A 19,306-nucleotide genomic window follows, 5' to 3' on the forward strand; every position below is an offset into this window, starting at 1 on the left:
CAAGCAGAACCGGAATGATGTGTGCCGCACCACAACAGAAGCACTGCACCAGCCACCGACGGACACCACATCGCTGAAGTTGCCTCTGTCATGTTGGTCGATCCGCTACGCGCGTTCTTCGGCAGGCAGGTGCGTTGTGCGGCAAGCAGCACGAGCACGTTGTGGGCATGGGGCGTGCCTTTGGCGCCGAACCCGCCGCCCACGTGCGGCGCGATCACCCGTAGCTGTTCAGGCTCGAGTCCGAACAGCGGCGCGAGGGTCTTGCGGACGGTGTGTACTCCTTGCGTCGAGTCGTAGAGGGTGGCCGTGGTGCCGCCGTCCTCGCAGTGCCAGAGGGCGATACTTGCGTGCGGTTCCATCGGATTGTTGTGCTCGATGGGGGTCGTGTAGGTCTGGTCGACGGTCACTGCCGCGGCGGCCAGCGCGGCGTCGACGTCTCCGGTGTCGGTATCGGTCGCGAACCCACTCACCTCTTCGGGCGCGTACAGGTCGTCACGATCGCTACCGAACTCCACGTCGGCCCGGGCCTGCCGATAGTCGACGTGCACCAAATCGGCACCGTGGCGGGCTATTTCGGGCGTCTCGGCGATGACCGCGCCGATCAGCTGACCACGGAAGTGCACCTCGCTGTCCTGCAGGATGCTCAGTTCGCCGTCCGAGGTGTCCGCCAGTTTCGGCGCGTCGAAGACGGTGAGTACCGCGATCACTCCGTCGAGTTGTTCGGTCGCCGTGGTATCCATCGCGGTGACCTGCCCGCGCGCGATGGTCGCCTGCACCGGATGGAGAAAGGTCGGGTGCTCGACTCGATGCTCGAACGCGTATGGCGCGGTGCCGGTGACCTTCGCGAGGCCGTCCAGGCGCGGCGGGGATGTGCCCATCGCACTCGCTTCGATCAGTGCCATCGCCGCTCCTGTTCGGTCGCAGCGGGCTGGGCAAGCGAGCGCAGTGTCGCGACCAGCGTCCTCCGGGCGAGGTCGACCTTGAATTCATTGCCGGCCAACGGCGTCGCCTGGGCGAGCTCTGCTTCAGCCGCAGCAATGAACGCGTCTTCGGTGGCGGGAGAACCGATGAGGGCCGATTCCGCCGCACGGGCACGCCACGGTTTGTGCGCCACACCGCTGAGAGCGATACGCGCAGCGCTGATCATCTCGTCGTCGCAGACCAGCTCGGCGGCCACCGACACGAGCGCGAAGGCGTAGGAAGCACGGTCACGCACCTTCCGGTAGGTCGATCGCGCACCGACGGGCGGCGCGGGCAACTCCACTGCGGTGATGAGCTGCCCATGGGTGAGCGCGGTGTCGAGTTCGGGCCGGTCGCCGGGGAGCCGGTGGAAATCGACCATCGGGATACGGTTTTCGCCGTCGGTACTGGCCACCACCACTCGTGCGTCCAGCGCCGACATGGCCACCGCCATATCCGAAGGATGAACTGCCGCACAGTGTTCCGAAGCGCCGAGGATTGCGTGGTAGCGGACGTAGCCGCCGATCGCCGCGCAGCCCGAACCTGGCTCGCGTTTATTGCACGGTGTAGTGATGTCCTGGAAGTACACGCACCTGGTGCGCTGCAACAGATTTCCACCGGTGGTAGCCAGATTCCGCAATTGCCCCGACGCACCCGACAGCAGTGCGCGCGACAGCGCAGGAAATCGGTTGCGCACCAAGGGATGTGCCCCAAGATCGCTGTTGTACACGCCCGCGCCGATCCGCAACCCGCCATCAGGCAGTTCGGTGATCTCCGACAGCGGCAAGTCCGCGACATCGACCAGCAACGTCGGACTGGAAACCCCCAATTTCATATGATCTACGAGGTTGGTCCCGCCGGCAAGATAAACCGCGTGGGGGTGGGCGGATACCGCCGCGACAGCGTCTGCCACGGTGTTCGCGCGCCGGTACTCGAAGGGGATCATGCCGAAGCCGCCTGCCGGATCGCCGCGAGGATGTTCGGCTAGGCGGCACATCGGCAGAGATTGCCGCTCATGCGTTCACGAATCTCGGCGTCGGTCAGCTCGGGCTCGGAGCCGAGGTCCTCGGTCACGTAACTCGGCCGTCCCGCCTCCGCCTCGTCGAGCATGCCGACCGCCGAACATACCTGGCCGGGCGTGCAATACCCGCATTGGAATCCGTCCTGGTCCAGAAACGCCTGCTGCATCGCGTGCAGCTCGGCACCCTCGCCGAGACCCGCCGCAGTGACCACCTGGGCGCCGTTGCGAGCGACCGCGAACATCAAGCAAGTGATAGCTCGTCGGCCATCCATGAGCACGGTGCATGACCCGCACTGACCGTGATCGCACCCTTTCTTCGGTGCCGTAACGCCGAGGTGTTCGCGCAGCGCGTCCAACAGCGTGGTGCGGTTGTCGACCCGCACCGCGTGCGCTACACCATCGACCACGAGGCGGATCTCGGCATGGCTCGCGAAGGTTTCCATTGCCGCGTAATAGCCCCACAGCCGCCGCTCAATCAGCAGCGGATCGATTCGTCGCCGAAGCAGGAGACCGGACGCTCCACGCTGTTCAGCCGTCACGGAAGCTGCCGGCACGGTGTGACAACCGCTCAGCGAACGTCTCCGACCACGCCACCGACTCCGGCTCCTCGACGACCTGTGGTGTCTGATAGTCTCTCGGCGACCGGATGAAGGTCGGGCGCCGGGAAGTGCCTTCCGACTTGGACCGTAAGGCCAAACAGTCGCACACTCCCGCGGACGTACGCTTGCAGGCTCATAACGGCGTGATCGGCTGTGTTCTGCAGAGCGCGCGCCCCTCTCTCTTGCTGACGGTAACTCTCGTCGGCGGGGTTTGCCGGAGGCATAGGGAGGTAGTCGCCCAGCGGGTCCGGTCACCGTTGGAGGAGGAGTTATGGGTTTTCCCGAACAGCAACAGCAGGTTCCCGGCGTCCAAGCACGGATGACGCCGCTCCCGGATTGTGGTGAAGGCAGTTACCGGGGGTCGGGCAAACTCACCGATAAGGTGGCGGTGATCACCGGAGCCGATAGCGGGATCGGGCGGGCGGTGGCGATCGCATTCGCCCGTGAAGGTGCCGACGTGGTGATCTCCTACCTGAACGAGGACGACGACGCGAAGGAGGTCGCCGATCTCGTCGAGCGAGCCGGCCGTAAAGCGGTGCTCGTGCCAGGAGATCTCGCGGAACCGGATCAGTGCCGCAAGGTCATCGATCGCGCTGTCCAGGAGTTCGGCAAGGTCGATGTGCTCGTCAGCAATGCGGCCTACCAGATGACGCATGAGACGATCGAGGAGATCAGTGACGAGGAGTTCGATTACACCTTGCACGTGAACGTCAGCGCATACTTCCGGCTGGTCAAAGCCGCGCTGCCGCACATGCCCGAAGGATCATCGATCATCGGTAGTTCGTCGGTCAACTCAGATATGCCCTCGCCGACGCTCGCTCCTTACGCGGCGACCAAGGCGGCCATCGCCAACTTCTCGGCCAGCTTGGCGCAGCTACTCGGCGAACGCGGGATTCGAGTGAACAGCGTTGCACCAGGACCGATTTGGACTCCGCTGATCCCGTCGACGATGCCGACGAAGAAGGTGGCAGGCTTCGGCGACGACGTTCCGCTCGGCCGAGCAGGCCAGCCCGCCGAACTCGCGCCGACCTATGTGCTGCTGGCCTCCGACGATGGCAGCTACATCTCCGGTGCTCGGGTGGCTGTCACCGGTGGCCGCCCGATCCTGTGAGAACGCGTCCACGCGTCTTAGGTCCGTCGGCGGCAAGGAACTTGGTGCGGTAACCGCCGCGGTGAGCAATTCCGACCGTCGGTAGCAGGAGCACCGACCCGTCGGTTGGGTTTCGGTTCGGCGGGTAACACTCCTGAACACATCCGAAGGGAGATCTGATGACGTTCTCGAATCAGCGACCGATTTCGCTGCCACGGCGCCGCGACCGGGACCGGAGTGGGTTCCCCGACCACACGCGGACAACCAGGAGCCACGCAGGGGAGGGAATCGAGGACGGATACAACATCCCCGGAATCGTTCTCTGCGCGTTGGGGATCGTCGCTTTGGCGTTGTGTTTGACTGCGGTAGGTTATGGATATTCGGGCTGGGCTCTGATCGGCGGCATTTCGGCAGCGGTGTTGGCCGGAGCCGGCGTGGGATGGATCCTCCTCGAGCATCGGCGTATCAAAGCCAAGGAGGGGCTGGAGCTGACCGACCAGCGGGGACATTAGACCTACATCTGATGGGATCCCGGCGCCCTTGAGACCGTGCGCGCTCAAGGGTGGACGCGGGCCGCGACCGCCAGGCGAAGGTTGGCGCGCTGCAGCGCGGCTCGGGCGTCGGCATCGTCGCGGTCGCTGGTCAGTCGCTGTGCCGCGTCCGATTGGGCGACACGGGCCCGGGTCACGTCGATGCGACCCGCGAACTCCACGGTATCGGCCAGCAGGCGAACCTCGTCGTCGCGAATCCGCACGGTGCCACCGTGCAACGCGGCAAGCCACTCCCGGCCACCGGCCCGCACCGTGAGCACCTCGACGCCGAGCGTGATTTCCAGGTGGTGGTGGCCTGGCCTGATCACGTACTCGCCGTCGAGCGCCGGGACGTGAACGGCTTCCGCGCCGAAGACGAATTCACGATAACCGGGCACGGACAAGGTAACTGCCAAAGTTTTCGAGGTGCGCAACCGAACCCCTGGGCCGGCATCTCGCCGCATCGCGGACCTTCTTTCCGATAGTCGACGGCACTCCTTGATGGTTGGGCGGGACGGTCGCTGTCCGTCCGGTCCCGACGGCGGATACCCGCGCCCACGGCAGCAAAACCACGCGGCCTGTTGCCTGGAGATTGTGCTGAGTTCGCCGGGGTATCCGTCGCTGAGGAGGTGATCGACATGCCGAAAGAATGGACAGCCAAACAGGACCGGCAATGCGAGCACATCAAGGATTTGCAGAAGGATCAGGGAGCGTCCACCAAACGCGCGAAAGAGATCGCCGCGCGCACGGTGAACAAGAATCGAGCCCAGGCCGGACAGAGCAAGACCGCCAGTCGCTCGGGTGAAAGACAAGTCGCCGCAGCAGCGTGGTGGACAGCGGTCGGGTACCGACAAGCCGAAGGGCCCGACCCGCGACCAGCTCTACAACGAAGCGAAGAAGAAGGTCGAGGGCCGCTCGAAAATGTCGAAGGCCGAATTGGCTCGGGCCGTCGGCCGGAGTTGATCTCGTTCAGTTAGACGATGGACACGATGATGCCCACCGCTGCGGCGGCGAAGATCGCGACGATGACGACCGCCACCACGATGGCCGCCGGGACGGCGAACTGGTGGAAACCGATTGGGATACTGCGATGGACCGGATCGGCCAGCGCAGCTCCGTACTGCTGGCCGAGCGTAGCCCCGACGCGATCGGCTTCTATACCTCCGGGCAGTTGTTACTTGAGGAGTACTACACGTTGGGCGTGATCGCGCGCGGCGGTATCGGCACCAATCACATCGACGGCAATACCCGGCTGTGCACGGCGACCGCGGCCGAGGCGCTGAAGGCGTCCTTCGGCAGTGACGGCCAGCCCGGCTCCTACTCGGGGGTTGAGGAGCATCCGGGAGGAAAGTCACGCTAAGTAGACAGGGGGAATCCTGTTGCTGTGCTGGTGATTTCATGTCGGCGTGACTGATGAGGATTTGCCCGGCTACGGGCGTTTCGGTGCGTTGTCCCGTGTGGAGCTCGAACGGTTCTGCTACCTCGACGACGAGGACCGCAGGCTGATCGCGGTACGGCGCCGCGACTACAACCGGCTCGGGTTCGCCGTGCAGGTGGTGACCGTGCGCTACCTGGGAATGTTCCTGGCCGACCCGGTCGCTGTCCCACCGGAATTGGTGGCCTACCTTGCCGAACAGCTCGACATCGACGATCCGGGCTGCCTGGATGAGTACATGGTGCGCCGCACCACCCGTTTCGAGCACCAAGCCGAGATCACCGCCGAATACGGCCTGGTCGCATTCGCCGACGCCGGACCCGAACTCACGGCCTGGATCGCTGATCAGGCCTGGATCACCGGGGACGGCCCGAAAGCGATCTTCGACGGCGCGGTCACGTGGTGCCGGGCGCGGCGCGTGCTGCTGCCTGGGATGACGACGTTGCAGAAACTGGTCGCTACCGGCCGCGAGGCCGCCGAGCATCGGCTGCGCACCCAGCTTGCGGGGCTGCTTCCCGCGACGGAGGCCGCGGCACTGCTGGGGTTGCTGGAGGTGCCGGCCGGGACCAGGGCGCGGGTCAGCGAGCTGGATCGGTTGCGCAAGGGCGTGTTTCGTCCGTCCTCGAAAGGGATGCTCACCGCCCTGGAACGAGTTGGCGAGCTCGTGGCGGCGGGGTCGGCGCGCGTGGATGTTTCGGCGGTGCCGCCGCGGCGGCTGCTGGGTTTGGCCCAGCACGGCTTGGCGGGCAAGGCGACCGGGTTGCGGCGGATGAGCCGCGAGCACCGGCTCGCGGTGTTGGTCGCGACGGTGTCGGTGCTGGGTTCGCGTGCCAGCGATGACGTGCTCGAGTTGTTCGACCTGCTGATGACCACCGAGCTGCTGTCCAAGGCCGAACGCGAATCCAAGGATGAGAAGCTGCGCCGCTACCCGCGGGTCTCGCGTAACGCCGGGCGTTTGGCCGAGGCGGTGGCGGTGCTGCTGGAGATGGTGGAGATCGACCAGGGTGTCGAGTTGTCGGTGGTGTGGGATCTGATCGAGGCGAAAGTCTCCGGTGCCGAACTACGCTCGGCGGTCGCCATCATCACCGAACTCGTCCCTCTCGGCGACGCAGAACTCGACGGGCAACGCGCCGAGGAGCTGGCCGGGCGCTTCGCCACGGTGCGCCCGTTCCTGCCGAGATTGATGCGCACCATCGCCTTCGACGCGACCGCCGACGGTGCGCCGGTGCTGGCCGCGATGCGTGCCCTGGGTGAGTTGATCACGGTCAACTCCAGGCGGGGACCGGCGCGCTGGCTCGATGCCCGCGCCGTCGATCACGACCTGATCGGTGGGGCCTGGACCCGCCTGGTGTATCCGGCCGGGCGCCCACCCGAGACCGTCGACCGCGCCGCCTACACCTTCTGCGTGCTCGAACAGTTCCACCGACATCTCAAGCACCGCAACATCTTCGCCGAGGCATCCTCGAAATGGCGCGACCCGCGTGCGCACCTGCTGGCCGGAACCAGCTGGGACAACGCACGCGAGGCCGGCCTCAACGCTCTGGGCCTGCCCGGTGAGGCTGCGGCGATGCTCGGCGCGCACGCCGAAGCCCTCGATAGCGCCTATCGCGAGGTCGCCGCGCGTCTGGACGACGACACTCCGGCCACCGTCGACGACGAAGGAAAACTGCACGCCGCCGCGCTGGTCGCGATCCCGGATCCACCGAGCCTGACCGATTTGCGCCGCCGCGTGGAAGCGATGCTGCCGCGCATCGATCTACCGGAGCTGGTGCTCGAGGTGATGTCGTGGCATCCCGGGTTCACCGAGGCCTTCACCCACGCCTCCGGCAATCCGGCTCGGGTCGCCGATCTCGGTTTGTCGGTGGCGGCGGTGCTGTGCGCGCACGCCATGAACGTCGGGTTCGCGCCGGTGATCAGCCCCGGCGTCGAAGCATTGACCCGGGATCGGCTCCACCATGTCGATCAGTCCTACCTGCGCTTCGACACCCTCGCCGCGGCCAATGTCGCCCTGATCGAGGCCCAAGCCCGGATCCCGCTGGCCCAGACATGGGGCGGCGGCCTGGTCGCCAGCGTGGACGGGTTGCGGTTCGTGGTGCCGGTGCGCACCATCCACGCCCGACCCAACGCCAAGTACTTCGGCCGCAAACGCGGCATCACCTGGCTGAACATGATCAACGACCAGGCCGCCGGGCTTGCCGCGCAAGTGCTTTCGGGCACCCCGCGCGATTCGCTGCACGCGGTGGATGTGGTGCTGCGCCAGCAGGGCGGGGTGGTGCCCGAGGCGATCATCACCGACACCGGCTCCTATAGCGACATCGTGTTCGGGCTACTGCACCTGCTCGGACGCCAATACCGCCCGCAGCTGGCCAACCTGCCCGATCAGCGGTTGTGGCGCATCGACCCGAGCGCGGACTACGGACCACTCGACAAGGCCGCTCGCGGGCGGATCGACCTCGAACGAATCGAGCGGCATTGGGAAGACATGTGCCGGATCGCTGTCTCGATCCACACCGGCGAAGTCTCCGCTCACGAGGTCACCCGCATGATTTCCCGGGACGGGCAACCGAGCTCGCTCGGCCACGCGGTCGCCCACTTCGGGCGGATCTTCAAATCCCTGCATGTGCTGCGCCTGGCCGACGATGAGCCCTATCGCCGCGAGATCAAAGCCCAGGCCAATCTCACCGAGGGCCGCCACGACCTGGCGCGGCGAATCTTCCACGGCCGCAAGGGCGAAATGACGCGCACCTACTACAACGGCATGGAAGACCAGCTCGAAGCTCTGGGCCTGGTCCTGAACTGCGTGGTGCTGTGGAACACCGTCTACATGGACCGCGCACTGACCGAGCTGCGCGGCCAGCAGTATCCGGTTCTCGAGGCCGACACCGCCCGGCTCTCACCGTTCATCCGCTCCCACATCGGCATCGACGGCCATTACAGCTTCCACCTGCCCGACCTGGACGGCGCACACCGGCCGCTGCGCGATCCGGATGCCCCCGACGACGAATGAGCCGCCGGTCCTCCGACGATCCGTCTCGATAAGAAGCTGTTTTGAAACCCCGCGGTGCGGCCGGTAGCGGTGATCTCGCGGGCGCGGCTGGGCGTGATGGTGGTGGCTACTATCATTGGGCATCTCGACGCCTGAATTTTTCCCCACGTACGGCGTCGAGGGAGTTGTCCTTGCTTACGAAGTCAGGTGAGGGCAGCGCGGGGGTGAAGGGGCACGGCTCGGGTGAACCGTTGTAGTTCCCGTTCGCGGGTCGCTCCCGATCCTGCTGTGGTGCCTATGAATTCGGATGTACCGGGCGTGGCATGTGATCGGAATAGGTGTGCCAGGCCAGCAACGAAACACCTCATGTCGCCGGGTTGCCGGTGCTGATCGGGCCTCGCGCGGGGTTTAGGTGTATTCGACCCCGGTGATGAGTTCGGGTGAGAGCCGGATCAGCTGATCCCCGGCACGGGTGGCGCGGTCGGGCAGCAGTTGCTGGTAGGTGGCGATCTCGTCGTGGTTGGTGATGGTTTCGGCGATCCCGGTCAGGATGACGCACCAGCCTTGGCGGGTGTGGTTGTCGAGGGCGTCGGCCTCGTACGCGATGACTTGGCGATCGAGCCATCCCGCGAGCGCGGGATCGAAGGTGTCGATGAGCACTTCGTCACCGGCCACGACATGGCTGACCGGGCGCAGGGTGGGCAGGGCGTGGCGGGTGAAGGCGACCCGGCCGATCTCGACACCGGCGAGCAGTCGCAGGGAATCGGTCACCGAGATCTCCCGGGATCGTGGTGTGCGGTGAGCCTGCATAGTTCCAGTATCGGCGCCAGACTGGGCTTTGTTCAGGAGGTCGGTGGAAGTTTGCTGCCGGTCGCGGGATTCCCGCCTCCCCCGCAGATGCGGGTTCTACAATGGATGCCGAATTCTGGGAGCCCGAGCCAGGTCTGCGATCCTTTTCTCCGCCCGCCCTGGTGCGGGGTGAGACTGTGGGAGGACATGGTGGCCAACAGTGTGCGGCCGAGTCGAAACTCTGGCTCCACGACCCGTACCCGCCTGCCCCGCGACAGTGCCGCGGTGGAGGAAACGTTGGGGCAGATGAGCCGATTCGTCGCCACCAACGATCGGCTGCGCCGGCATCTGTTCGACGTCGCGCTGCGGTTACACACCATGGTCGAGGAGCTGGAGGACCCCGAGACCACCAGACAGCGGACCCGGGACATGCTGGCCGGGCTGATCGAGGAGTTGGACACGCTGCTGCGCGACTCCGCCCTGGCGATTCTCGCGCTGACCAGCGAGGGCTCCCGAACCATTCTCGTGGATGACTCGGGTCTGGACGGGCATGCGCGCGCGATGGACCGGGATTCAGCGGATCGGATCTCGGCCGCGGTTGCGCAGGGTGATCCTCGGGCCGTTCCTCGGCAGTAGCCCGGCTAACCCCGTCTTTCGGTGCGCGACAAACCTTTCCGTCGCTCACAGGGTCAATGTCGATATTGACCGGGACCACCGTCCCGACAGTGAAGACCTTGCCCCAGCGTCGTCGGCGTAGGGGTAGCCGACCACGACGTAATCACCGAACTTGTACATGAGAGTCCTGTTTTAGTAGAGACCGGTCGGCGGTCCCGACCGTGCTTTACCTTCTGGCAGAGGATATTTCGACGCTCGACGAATTGCGCTGTCGCCAGCTCGTACACCACGCGGTCGCGGCCGAGACCTGGCACCATGCTTAGTGTCAGATGAGCAGTTCGCCGAACCATTTCCGATGGGAGACGTGTTATGTCGTCAACACCGTATCGTTACGCCGCCTACCTCGAATCCTGGGCCGAGCCGGGGGTATCCGAGGCAGCCCGGTCGAATCTGGCCAACTATCCGTCGTACATCGGCACAATCATTCTGTCGTACATGATGCCCGACTCGACCTATTCCGGCGGTGACACGTTTGAGGGGACCGGCCTGCAATTTTCATACGAGGCGAGTGTCCTGCGCGGGGCGCTGTCCGCACTGCGCCAACGCAATCCCGACGTCGAGATACTCGTCGGCATCGGCGGTGGCGACTACACCAACTGGTCTCAGCTGAACGTGGCGGCGATTGCCGAGTTCGTCAGCCACTTCGGCCTCAACGGTGTCGAGGTCTGCTGGGAGCCAACCGATCCGGGGTGCCGGTTAAACGCTGGTGAGATCGTGTGTAGCACGGATGAGGAGTCCATCGCGGTCGTACGGGCGCTATCCAAGGGCCTGCCCGCGGGATCGACTCTCTCGGTCGCCGCTATGCACGTGGGTGCCTACGGCGAGGGGTCGTGGGCCGACTCCCAACCAGTAAGCGCCTGGACCGGAGTTTCGCTCGCTCTGCTGCGCTCGGACGTCGCCGGCTCGATCACCCGACTGAACATCAGCGCCTATGACGCCGGCACCGCATACGACCCGAAGCAGGCCCTGGCCGCCTACCAGAATTATTTTGCGGGACCGATCCTGCTCGGCGTCGCAGTCGCGCCCGAGTCATGGGGCGGCCACGTAGTGACATTGGCTGAGGTCGATGCGCTGGCCAATGAGGTCAAAGCCCGAGATGCTGGCGGCATGTCGATCTGGAGCCTGACCAAGCAGCCCCAACCCGGCACACCTAGCGCCCGGGCAATCTCCCAGGCCATCTGCAACGGCCTGGCCCTGGGCGACAGTGCGGAGCCGTGGCCGGGTGATTAGGGGTCATATCGGGGATTGAACGGCATGGAAATGTAGGTCAAGCATTTCCGATTCCAGACCATCGACGACCTAGGGTGTGTCGCCCAATAGCTTGAGCCACTCGATGACCAGGGCCAGCGCGAATCCGGCTCGATAGGTGAGGGCCAGCTTGTCGTAGCGAGTTGCGATGGCTCGCCACTGTTTTGCCTTGTTGAAGGCTCGTTCGATTACGTTGCGGCGCTTGTAGGTGTCCCGGTCGAAGTCCGGTGCTCGGCCGCCGGAGCGGCCTTTGCGTTTGCGGTTGGTGACCTGATCGGCTCGTTCCGGGATCACTGCCTTGATGCGTCTGCGGCGCAACAGCTTCCGGTTGGCTGCCGCCGAATACGCCTTATCGCCGATCAACTCGTCCGGAGTCGTGCGGGGAGCCCCGGCATCGAGACGAGGCACCTTCACACCGTCGAGCATGTCGGCCAGCATCGGACTGTCTCCGGCCTGACCGGGCGTGATCAGCACTGCCAGGCCGCGGCCGTGACCGTCGGCGACCAGGTGCGTCTTCGTGGTCAGCCCGCCGCGAGAGCTGCCGATTGCGTGGTCAGCCGGCTCGTCGAGCAGATTCTTGTAATTCGATGGTGCCCCCTGTGTGGCGGGTCAGGTTCGCCCCGTGTTGATGCACGCGCACGATCGTGGAATCGATCGAGATCACCCAGTCCAGGTTGGCGGTGGCGTCGGCCAGGGTCAGCAACGCGGTCAGCACCTTGTCCCAGGTGCCGTCACCCGCGTAGCGGCGGTGCCGTTTCCAGATCGTCTTCCACGGTCCGAAGGCTTCCGGCAGGTCACGCCACGGGATCCCGGTGCGCAGCCGGTACAGCATGCCCTCCACCACCCTGCGATTGTTGGCGAAGTTACGGCCCGCGCGCCCTTCAGATTTCGGTAGTAACAGCTCCAGCAACTCCCACTGTCCATCCGCCAACACCCGATACCGGTCACCAACCGCCGAAACCACGGCGATCATACTTCAGCACGATGGGCCGATTGTCGAAAAGCGTTGGACCCCTTGCTCGATTCCGGACAGGATGGCCGCTGACCATCGTTCATGGGAGGGGTCTGCTTGTGGATGTGCTTCTGGAGACCGATCGGCTCGTGCTGCGTCGGTTCTACACCGCCGATGTCGACAACTTGACCTAGCTCCTGATCTCCATCGACAGAGGGGCGCAAATCCCCTCTCGCGCACAGATTCACGTCATCGGTGACACGTATGCGTGGCGCGTGTCAGAGAGCTCGTCACGGCCCCGGGGCATCGACCGGGCGTGAACGGTAGGAGGCGGGGGTTTGGCCGAATGTGCGTCGGAAGACAGCGATGAAAGCACTGGCAGTGGAATAGCCGAGGTCGAGCGCGGTCGTCGTCACGGATTGTCCGGCTGCGAGCATCTCCAGTGATCGGAGCAGGCGTGCACGTTGACGCCAGCTGGAGAAGCTGAAGCCGGTCTCGTCAACGAAACGGCGGCTCAGTGTTCGTTCGCTGACCGAGACCAGACGAGCCCACTGTGCGATCCCGCGGATATCCGCGGGATCGGCGAGCAACGCCTGGGCGACACGTAGCGTTTGCTGATCGCGAGGCAGCGGCAAAGAGAAGAATTCCACGGGTAGACCCGCGATCTCATCGAGTATCACCGCACAGAGTCGTTCCTGCGCGGCGTCGTGAGGGCCTGCAGTCCATGTTGCGGCGCGCAGTACCGCCGCGCGCAGCAACATGGAGCTGCGGACGGTGCGGATCGTGCGAGGAAGCTGGTCGCACGAATGCTGCGCCACGTAGACCGTCCATGCGTCCATCGGTCCATGCGAGCGGACCCAGTGCATCTGATGCGGTGGAAACCACACGGCGTGAGTGGCGGGCACCACCGCGACACCCGCTTCGGTGCCGACCGAGAGCAGGCCTTTCATCGAGCCGAGGAGCTGCCCCTCCGGGTGCCTATGCGGTATGGAGCTGCGCCCTTTCGCCTCCTGCCCGCTCGCAGCGACGAGGGTCTGGCCCGGTGGCAGGTGGACGGCCGTATCTATATAGGCGGCAGTTATGGCAGCTCCTCGCTATTTCATGGCAGAAATAGCTTACTTCAGCCGTACCGTCCGCACCTAGTCTTGCCTGGAAGGAGGCCAGACAGTGACCGATACACCCCACGTTTCGTTGCTCGATCCCACCGCCGCGGCGGTGGTCGACCGTTTGTACGCTCAGTCGAAGCGCCAATTCGCGACGTTGATTTCGCACTATTTGCCCAGGCTGCCCAGCATGCTTCTCGGCAGGCCCGTCTCCCCGCCCAGGGACGAGCACCTCTTCGATGACAAGTTGCTGCCCATCAGCGGGGCGCAGGGCAATCTGCTGTATTTGCTCGCTCTAGCGAAGCGCGCACAGTGCGTGGTCGAATTCGGTACATCATTCGGTGTGTCGACGATCCACCTCGCCGCCGCAGTCCGCGACGCAGGTGCCGGTGGACGCGTGATCGGCACCGAACAGGTGCCGGGAAAGGTGGTTGAGGCCCGCAAAAATCTTGCCGCGGCGGGACTCTCGGACCATGTCGAAATCCGTGCGGGAGACGCCCGTGAGACACTGCGCGACCTCGATCGACCCGTCGATCTCCTCTTGCTCGACGGCTGGCCCACGCTGGCCTATGAGATCTTGACGATCGTCGAGCCGAACCTCGCCGCGGGCGCGATTGTCGTCGTCGACAACGTCTCGCAATTCGGCAGCGAGCTGAAACCGGTCACCGAACGTCTCTCATGTTCCCCGTACCGATCGACTCGGCTGCCGTTCAAGGGTTCGACACTGGTCGGCATCCACGACGCCGGATAACCCTTCCGCGCTACGGCAGATAGTTTCCGAAGTCGCCTGCGGCCGGAACTGCCATAGTGGTCGTGTCCCCCTCCGGACACCAACTCGTGCACGGCCCATGCTCATGGAGAGCATGGGCCGTACTCGTTGGTGTGTGTTTTGTGGGGGCGCAGCCCCCACAAAACACACGGCGGGCTCCGCCCCGGCCCCTCCCGCGGTTGCCCACCCACAACACACGACAGCCACGAAGCGACCGAACTCCCAGCACCATGTCCGGCGAACCGGCTTCGATCAGGATCACCTCCAGCCAGACCAACACTCCAGCCCCCTCAGCTTTGAGCAACACCCACCGGACTCACAACAGCAGCCGCATCGACACCAGCCTCGCTCGCTGTCAGATGGCGGGCCAGCCGAGCCACGATTCACAAAACCCCATTGGGAGACATGCCCTAGCTCCGGTGCTCGCTGCGGCGTTGCCGCTGGCCGGGCAGTCGAGTCCGCTGACCATGACGCCACCGTAGGCGGGCCGCTCTGCCTCATGCCGGTACCAGCTCGGGTCCGCGAGTGCCGGATTACAGCAGTTCGGCGTACACCCCGCCATGCAGGACACCGAACTCGACCTGCCCGGGAAACAGCGAGGGGTTCCCCGCGGCTTTAAGCGCGTGATTGGCCCCCATCACCGTCGTCGCCCATTCCTGCAGCGCCGAGGGCAGCCGGTAGGTGGTGCCATCGGTGCAGCGCAGATAGGGGGTTCCGGTAGAACTCGCCGAAAAAACAACACATATGTCGAGAACATGAACCCTGAAAGCCACCGCCCCGACAAAGGACGGCTCGGACGGCGAGGCCCTCGGCAACTTTCGACGCCGAGGGCCTCGCTATCTCATTCAACACACTGAACGGCCTGCCGTTCGCCGTTCCCGTGCTTGTCAGCCGCAGTTGCCCAGGGCTGTGACGCTGATCGCGTCCGCTTCTGCCGCGGTTTGGCCGAACTGCACCGCAGTGATCGGGCGGCTATCCGGGAGCGTTTCGGTGGTGTCCGGCGCCTGCTCGTCGCTGGTGTCGGGGACATACACGCAGAGCACGCCGGGGATCATGAGCACGAAATTGCCCTCGGAGGTGTACATCGGATCGGTGAAGTTATAGGCAACGCGATTGTTAGCGCTCCCACCGGCCTCGAATCTGCCACTTGCCGATGCGTCGCCGGTATCGGAAAACCTCACAGCCGCGCTCGTGCCGGTGGTGGGCTCCCGAGCCATAACCGCTGGATGGTTGTTGGAGTAGTCGGTCGCGGTGAGATAGCCGCAGGTGCTTCCCGATGGGCATCCGTGGTCGGTGTCAACCGCCTGTGCAGGTGCAGCAGCGGTCAGCATCACCCCAGCGACAAGGACGGGTCCACTGAGCAGGGCGGCGAGACGAACTATGTTCATGATGTTTCCTTAGAACGACATTCCGACTGGCCGGAATGTGATATCAGTCACATCGCTTGACCTCAGTTCTCGTTACATCTTCAACTAGTCGCGTCACGAATAGTTGAGGCGAAGCCCGCACTGATGCCTACTGACATCTGCGTAGGAAACTCGGGGGATGGTGACAACTTCGACCTGTCATCAAACCAGGACTGGGCCAGGATGAGCCTCGAACAGGTCCGTGGGCAGCTGCTCGACGCGGCAGCGTTCAGCAAGTACTTGCCGCCTGAGCAGCTTGAGAACGCAGCTGGGAAGATCGCGGAGGGGCCGAGGTGAACCCTGCGTGGTCCGGCGTCGGCAATGTGCATCGTTGGCCAACTTGGGGTTTTGGTAGTACTCGCCGAGATGACGGTGGCGGCCCGGGCCGCGGCGCCGTGGGTGTGCCACTCGCGCCAGCGCCCGGCGTCCAAGCGCAGCGCCGACTCGATCAGTGCGGGCCACTCGTGCACTTCGGGCCATGCGTCGGTGGTGACCGCGAGGCTCGCAGCGGCGAGAGCTGTTGCGGTGGCGTGCTGTTCGCCGAAGGGCCGGTCCGCGGGAATGAACACCGCGGGTTTGGCGGCTGCCGCGATATCGGCGACCGCACCCTGCCCCGCATGTGCGATGACCACGTCGGCCGCGCACAGCTGCGGCCAGGGATTGTCCACCCACTCACCCAAACCCGCTGTGCACCAGTTATATTGCGGATGGCGGTCAGCGCATTGGCGAACCTCGGCCGCAGTGAAACTCGCCCCGCCCGCGTCGGCCAGAACCAGCACGGTCGGCCGGACCGGTCGGCCTGTCCTGGCGGTCGGTTGTCGTGCCGCGAACCGGCTGACGCCACCGATGTAATGGGTCTTGTCCGCGTAGGTGTGCAGCCAGGGCGGGTCATAGACCGCTCGTGGCCAGGCTGCGATCAGCGCATCGGCGATGTCGTGCACCAAATTATGCGGGGCGTCGGTGCGGGTTCCGGGCAGCGCCATGGTGACCACGGGCACGCCGTGCAACCTGGCCAGCAGCGCGACTTCGACGGACACGTCGACCACGAGGGCGGCGGGCCGTTCGGCAGTGATCCAGTCCGAGATGGTCGTCATCCGATCACGCAGACCCGCATCACCTTTGGGGACCCAGTGCAGTCGGTCGGCGGCGGTGGGATCCACTACCTCGGTCGCTGTGTTGTCTGCGGGCAGCGCCACGGTCCGGGCGAAGGCCGAGTCTCCGATCGGCAGGGAAGTGAGGACGGTGACAGGTGCCGCGAGTTCGGCACAGATGGTGCGGGCCCGAACGAGGTGACCGGCGCCGTGATGATGGATGTAGTAGCCGATCATGCTGCTCCCTCTCGGGTTTCGCCGTAGGTCGGGGTGGCGATGAGTCGGTGGTAGTGGTGCAGGTAGGCGTCGACCATGGCGGTGATGCCGCACGAAGCCACCGTCCGGGCGCGAACATCGGTGCGCGCGAGTGCCGCGGCCTGTTCCGCGCCCGCGGCCATGGCGTCGATGTCGCCGGGTGCGACGAGCCTGCCGCAGTCCGGATCCACTATCTCCGGAATGCCGCCGCGTTCGAACGCGACGACCGGCGTGCCGCAGGCCAGCGCCTCCGCGACGACCAAGCCGTACGGCTCATCCCACAGCGGGGTGACGAGCGCGACCGCGCAGGAGCCGACGAGCCGGGCGAGCGCGGCTTGGTCGAGATGGCCGTGATAGCGGGTGTTTTCATCGAGACCGGGTTCGATGCTCTGGCGGAAATATCGGGCGTCGCTGATCGGGCCCGCCAGGTGCAGCCGCCGCCCGACGCGGCGCGCGGCGGCGACCGCGAGATGCGCGCCTTTCTCCGGGGTCAGCCGCCCGAACCACACCAAGTCGGCGCCGCCGGGCCCCATCGGCCACGCGGCCAAGTCGATCCCGTTGGGCACGACGCCGACAGAACGCACCACATGACGCCACGCTTGGGCGGTATGTCTGCTGACGGCTACGAACGTCGAGCCGAGCCCCTTGCTGACATCCAGGGCCGATTCCAGCCAAGGTGTCGGCGGCGTATGCAGAGTGGTCAACATCGGCACGCCCAGCACGGGGGCCATCGCTACCGGAAGATAATGCAGGCTGTGGTTGTGGATGATGTCGAACGCCGTCGGCCCGATCGCGCTCAGGTCGGTCATCACCGTCAGGTAGGCGTGATGGTCGGCGAGGAACTGTCTGGGCTGCATCGAAGAATCGGCGGCCGCGGCGGAACTGGGGCTGAATTCGCGCACCCGCAATGCCGACTCCGCGGCCGCGCGGTCGCTGCCGTCGGCGGCGAACAGGGTCACCCGGTGACCGCGCGCCTGCAAGGCGCGGGCCAGGTGCCACACATGCGCTTCCAGCCCGCCGGCGAAGGGTTGCTTGATCGGATGCCGGTTCGAGGCGAGCAAGGCGATGGACAAACCGCTTTCGCCCGCGGTCATCGGGACAGTGCCTGTTCGTAGATGACGCGGTGCGCGGCCGCCAACTCGATGCGCTCGGCCCGGCGCGTGGGCCAGTCGGCGCGTTCGGCGCTGCCCTCATACACAGCGCGAACCGCTCGCTCCAGCGAACCGGCGTCGAACCGTGTCTCGTCGAAATCGAAGACCGCACAAGGCCGTTGTGCGGCGTAGCAGCCACAGCTCGGTGCGATGACCGCGGTGCCGAGGTCGTAGCAGGCTTCGAGCCAACCCGAATGGGTGCCGAAGCGGTACGGCAGCAGCGACGCGGTCAGCGACGAAAGATACTGCCACAGTTGGTCATCGGTGAAGTATTCGTGGACTCGGACCTCGACTCCGGGGCGGCGGCCGAAGTCGACGAGGGCCGCCCCGGCGTCCGGGTTGTACCAGTGGTTGTCCGGCTCGAAGAGTTCCTCGTGCAGATCGATGCGCAGCACCGCGCCGGGCAGATTGGCTATGGTGTCGGCGAGAACATTCAGGATCGGCAGTGGATCCATGTTGGCGCGCAGGCTTTTCGCGTGCACGCCGAGCACGAACGGCTGTGCCGGCCGGGGCCGCTCGACGAGTTCGCGCCGTACGACGTGCGGATGACTCAGTACGTGGGGTCTTCGACCCCATCGCTGTTCGATCTGCGCCGCCGCGGTGGGGGTGAGCGTGATGATCTCGTCGGCGGCCGGGATGAGTACGTCCAGCTGCTCGCGGTGGCTACGCGGATCGGGTTGGTGTGGGTTGCGCAGGTCGTGCGCGGTGTAGATGAGCGGCTTGCCGTGCTCGCGCAATTCGCCGACGATGTCGGCCAGCACTTCGGTCTCGACCGAGTCGAAGCCGAAGTGCACGTGGAAGACGTCGAAGGTGTGGTGATGGCGGCGAATCCACTGCGGGTCGAGCATGACCGGTGGCCACCAGCCGCCCGGAACTGTGCGGCCGTCGTCCGGTTGCGGGTCGGGCAGCCGCAGCACGCCGTCGTCCCTGTCGACGGGCGACAGATGCCGGACGTAGACGTGTGATGCGGGCACCGACGCGACCCGCAGTGTCGTCGTGCGTGCGCGGGTGCCCGCGCCGGCGAGAGCGGTCATGCTGACAACGCTTCGGCGAGAACGGCTTCGGGCAGGTCGAGAGAATGGTGAACGGGCCACTTGCCGTTGCGGATCCGCATGCCTTTTGCACCCTTTTCCGAACGATCATGTGACTAGGTTTCGCAGTGCGGTCGAGGCAGCTCAGGTGTCGATCAGGGCCGGGCCGCGTACTGCACTGGTGCGGCGGCGAATCACGGCTCGGCCAGCGGGTG

The 19,306-nt window shown here is 65.4% G+C and carries 19 protein-coding genes and 3 pseudogenes; 9 read left to right on the top strand and 13 right to left on the bottom strand.

Features of this window, described 5'->3' with window-relative positions; all coding sequences use genetic code 11:
- Positions 1-131: 131 nt before the first annotated feature.
- The 3 genes and pseudogenes from ACQPW1_RS10525 to ACQPW1_RS10535 form a co-directional block, all read right to left on the bottom strand.
- Positions 132-902, bottom strand: a pseudogene (locus ACQPW1_RS10525) (xanthine dehydrogenase family protein molybdopterin-binding subunit); the annotation flags it as partial.
- Positions 893-1,906, bottom strand: coding sequence for an FAD binding domain-containing protein (locus ACQPW1_RS10530; RefSeq protein ID WP_433665194.1), 1,014 nt, complete (start codon positions 1,904-1,906; stop codon positions 893-895). The gene ACQPW1_RS10530 and the pseudogene ACQPW1_RS10525, both read right to left, overlap by 10 nt.
- A gap of 38 nt (positions 1,907-1,944) precedes the next feature.
- Positions 1,945-2,424, bottom strand: a complete 480-nt coding sequence (locus tag ACQPW1_RS10535; RefSeq protein WP_433665195.1) for a 2Fe-2S iron-sulfur cluster-binding protein — start codon at positions 2,422-2,424, stop codon at positions 1,945-1,947.
- Between the two features lie 427 nt (positions 2,425-2,851).
- On the opposite strand from ACQPW1_RS10535, the gene ACQPW1_RS10540 reads away from it, so the two are divergent.
- Together ACQPW1_RS10540 and ACQPW1_RS10545 are read left to right on the top strand one after the other, a co-directional pair.
- The gene (locus ACQPW1_RS10540) at positions 2,852-3,691 is read left to right on the top strand and encodes an SDR family oxidoreductase (protein ID WP_433662545.1); all 840 of its coding nucleotides are present in this window, start codon (positions 2,852-2,854) and stop codon (positions 3,689-3,691) included.
- 158 nt (positions 3,692-3,849) lie between these two features.
- Positions 3,850-4,182, top strand: coding sequence for a hypothetical protein (locus tag ACQPW1_RS10545; protein WP_433662546.1), 333 nt, complete (start codon positions 3,850-3,852; stop codon positions 4,180-4,182).
- A 44-nt stretch (positions 4,183-4,226) separates the two neighbouring features.
- On the opposite strand, the gene ACQPW1_RS10550 is transcribed toward ACQPW1_RS10545, so the two are convergent.
- Positions 4,227-4,598: a hypothetical protein gene (locus tag ACQPW1_RS10550; RefSeq protein WP_433662547.1), complete on the bottom strand. Its 372-nt coding sequence runs from the start codon at positions 4,596-4,598 to the stop codon at positions 4,227-4,229.
- A gap of 403 nt (positions 4,599-5,001) precedes the next feature.
- Between ACQPW1_RS10550 and ACQPW1_RS10555 the strand changes: the two genes are divergently transcribed.
- From ACQPW1_RS10555 to ACQPW1_RS10565, 3 genes and pseudogenes are all read left to right on the top strand, one after another.
- Positions 5,002-5,163, top strand: a complete 162-nt coding sequence (locus ACQPW1_RS10555) for a hypothetical protein (RefSeq protein ID WP_433665603.1) — start codon at positions 5,002-5,004, stop codon at positions 5,161-5,163.
- An 85-nt stretch (positions 5,164-5,248) separates the two neighbouring features.
- Positions 5,249-5,533: pseudogene (locus tag ACQPW1_RS10560) on the top strand (molybdopterin-dependent oxidoreductase); the annotation flags it as partial.
- A gap of 73 nt (positions 5,534-5,606) precedes the next feature.
- Positions 5,607-8,642, top strand: coding sequence for a Tn3 family transposase (locus ACQPW1_RS10565; protein WP_433662548.1), 3,036 nt, complete (start codon positions 5,607-5,609; stop codon positions 8,640-8,642).
- A gap of 387 nt (positions 8,643-9,029) precedes the next feature.
- Here ACQPW1_RS10565 and ACQPW1_RS10570 read toward each other — a convergent pair whose 3' ends face one another.
- Positions 9,030-9,392, bottom strand: a complete 363-nt coding sequence (locus ACQPW1_RS10570) for a pyridoxamine 5'-phosphate oxidase family protein (RefSeq protein ID WP_433662549.1) — start codon at positions 9,390-9,392, stop codon at positions 9,030-9,032.
- 303 nt (positions 9,393-9,695) lie between these two features.
- On the opposite strand from ACQPW1_RS10570, the gene ACQPW1_RS10575 reads away from it, so the two are divergent.
- Both ACQPW1_RS10575 and ACQPW1_RS10580 read left to right on the top strand, forming a co-directional pair.
- The gene (locus ACQPW1_RS10575) at positions 9,696-10,046 is read left to right on the top strand and encodes a hypothetical protein (RefSeq protein ID WP_433662550.1); all 351 of its coding nucleotides are present in this window, start codon (positions 9,696-9,698) and stop codon (positions 10,044-10,046) included.
- A gap of 348 nt (positions 10,047-10,394) precedes the next feature.
- Complete coding sequence (locus ACQPW1_RS10580) at positions 10,395-11,315, top strand: hypothetical protein (RefSeq protein ID WP_433662551.1); 921 nt, start codon at positions 10,395-10,397, stop codon at positions 11,313-11,315.
- A gap of 69 nt (positions 11,316-11,384) precedes the next feature.
- Here the strand turns inward: ACQPW1_RS10580 and ACQPW1_RS10585 are convergent, their stop codons facing one another.
- The 3 genes from ACQPW1_RS10585 to ACQPW1_RS10595 all read right to left on the bottom strand — a co-directional run bounded on the left by ACQPW1_RS10585 (position 11,385) and on the right by ACQPW1_RS10595 (position 13,367).
- On the bottom strand, positions 11,385-11,906 hold the full coding sequence (locus tag ACQPW1_RS10585; protein ID WP_433665196.1) for an IS5 family transposase: 522 nt from the start codon (positions 11,904-11,906) through the stop codon (positions 11,385-11,387).
- The gene (locus ACQPW1_RS10590; protein ID WP_433662552.1) at positions 11,887-12,306 is read right to left on the bottom strand and encodes an IS5 family transposase; all 420 of its coding nucleotides are present in this window, start codon (positions 12,304-12,306) and stop codon (positions 11,887-11,889) included. The genes ACQPW1_RS10585 and ACQPW1_RS10590 overlap by 20 nt, the downstream gene beginning before the upstream one ends.
- Positions 12,307-12,575: 269 nt before the next feature.
- Positions 12,576-13,367, bottom strand: a complete 792-nt coding sequence (locus tag ACQPW1_RS10595) for an AraC family transcriptional regulator (protein WP_433665197.1) — start codon at positions 13,365-13,367, stop codon at positions 12,576-12,578.
- Between the two features lie 85 nt (positions 13,368-13,452).
- On the opposite strand from ACQPW1_RS10595, the gene ACQPW1_RS10600 reads away from it, so the two are divergent.
- Positions 13,453-14,139: an O-methyltransferase gene (locus ACQPW1_RS10600; RefSeq protein ID WP_433662553.1), complete on the top strand. Its 687-nt coding sequence runs from the start codon at positions 13,453-13,455 to the stop codon at positions 14,137-14,139.
- A 551-nt stretch (positions 14,140-14,690) separates the two neighbouring features.
- On the opposite strand, the gene ACQPW1_RS10605 is transcribed toward ACQPW1_RS10600, so the two are convergent.
- Positions 14,691-14,930, bottom strand: coding sequence for a hypothetical protein (locus ACQPW1_RS10605; protein WP_433662554.1), 240 nt, complete (start codon positions 14,928-14,930; stop codon positions 14,691-14,693).
- 114 nt (positions 14,931-15,044) lie between these two features.
- Positions 15,045-15,488: a hypothetical protein gene (locus tag ACQPW1_RS10610; RefSeq protein ID WP_433662555.1), complete on the bottom strand. Its 444-nt coding sequence runs from the start codon at positions 15,486-15,488 to the stop codon at positions 15,045-15,047.
- A gap of 258 nt (positions 15,489-15,746) precedes the next feature.
- Between ACQPW1_RS10610 and ACQPW1_RS10615 the strand changes: the two genes are divergently transcribed.
- Complete coding sequence (locus ACQPW1_RS10615) at positions 15,747-15,860, top strand: DUF6374 family protein (RefSeq protein WP_433665198.1); 114 nt, start codon at positions 15,747-15,749, stop codon at positions 15,858-15,860.
- Positions 15,861-16,072: 212 nt separating this feature from the next.
- Here the strand turns inward: ACQPW1_RS10615 and ACQPW1_RS10620 are convergent.
- The 3 genes and pseudogenes from ACQPW1_RS10620 to ACQPW1_RS10630 all read right to left on the bottom strand — a co-directional run.
- Positions 16,073-16,891: pseudogene (locus ACQPW1_RS10620) on the bottom strand (glycosyltransferase); the annotation flags it as partial.
- Positions 16,888-18,003, bottom strand: a complete 1,116-nt coding sequence (locus ACQPW1_RS10625; protein ID WP_433662556.1) for a glycosyltransferase — start codon at positions 18,001-18,003, stop codon at positions 16,888-16,890. The pseudogene ACQPW1_RS10620 and the gene ACQPW1_RS10625, both read right to left, overlap by 4 nt.
- Positions 18,000-19,094 carry a glycosyltransferase family 1 protein gene (locus ACQPW1_RS10630; RefSeq protein WP_433662557.1) on the bottom strand — a complete coding sequence of 365 codons (1,095 nt, stop codon included), beginning with the start codon at positions 19,092-19,094 and terminating at the stop codon, positions 18,000-18,002. Before ACQPW1_RS10630 ends, ACQPW1_RS10625 begins: the two co-directional genes overlap by 4 nt.
- Positions 19,095-19,306 lie beyond the last annotated feature (212 nt).

Source organism: Nocardia sp. CA-128927, assembly GCF_050955855.1.
Taxonomy (GTDB): Bacteria; Actinomycetota; Actinomycetes; order Mycobacteriales; family Mycobacteriaceae; genus Nocardia.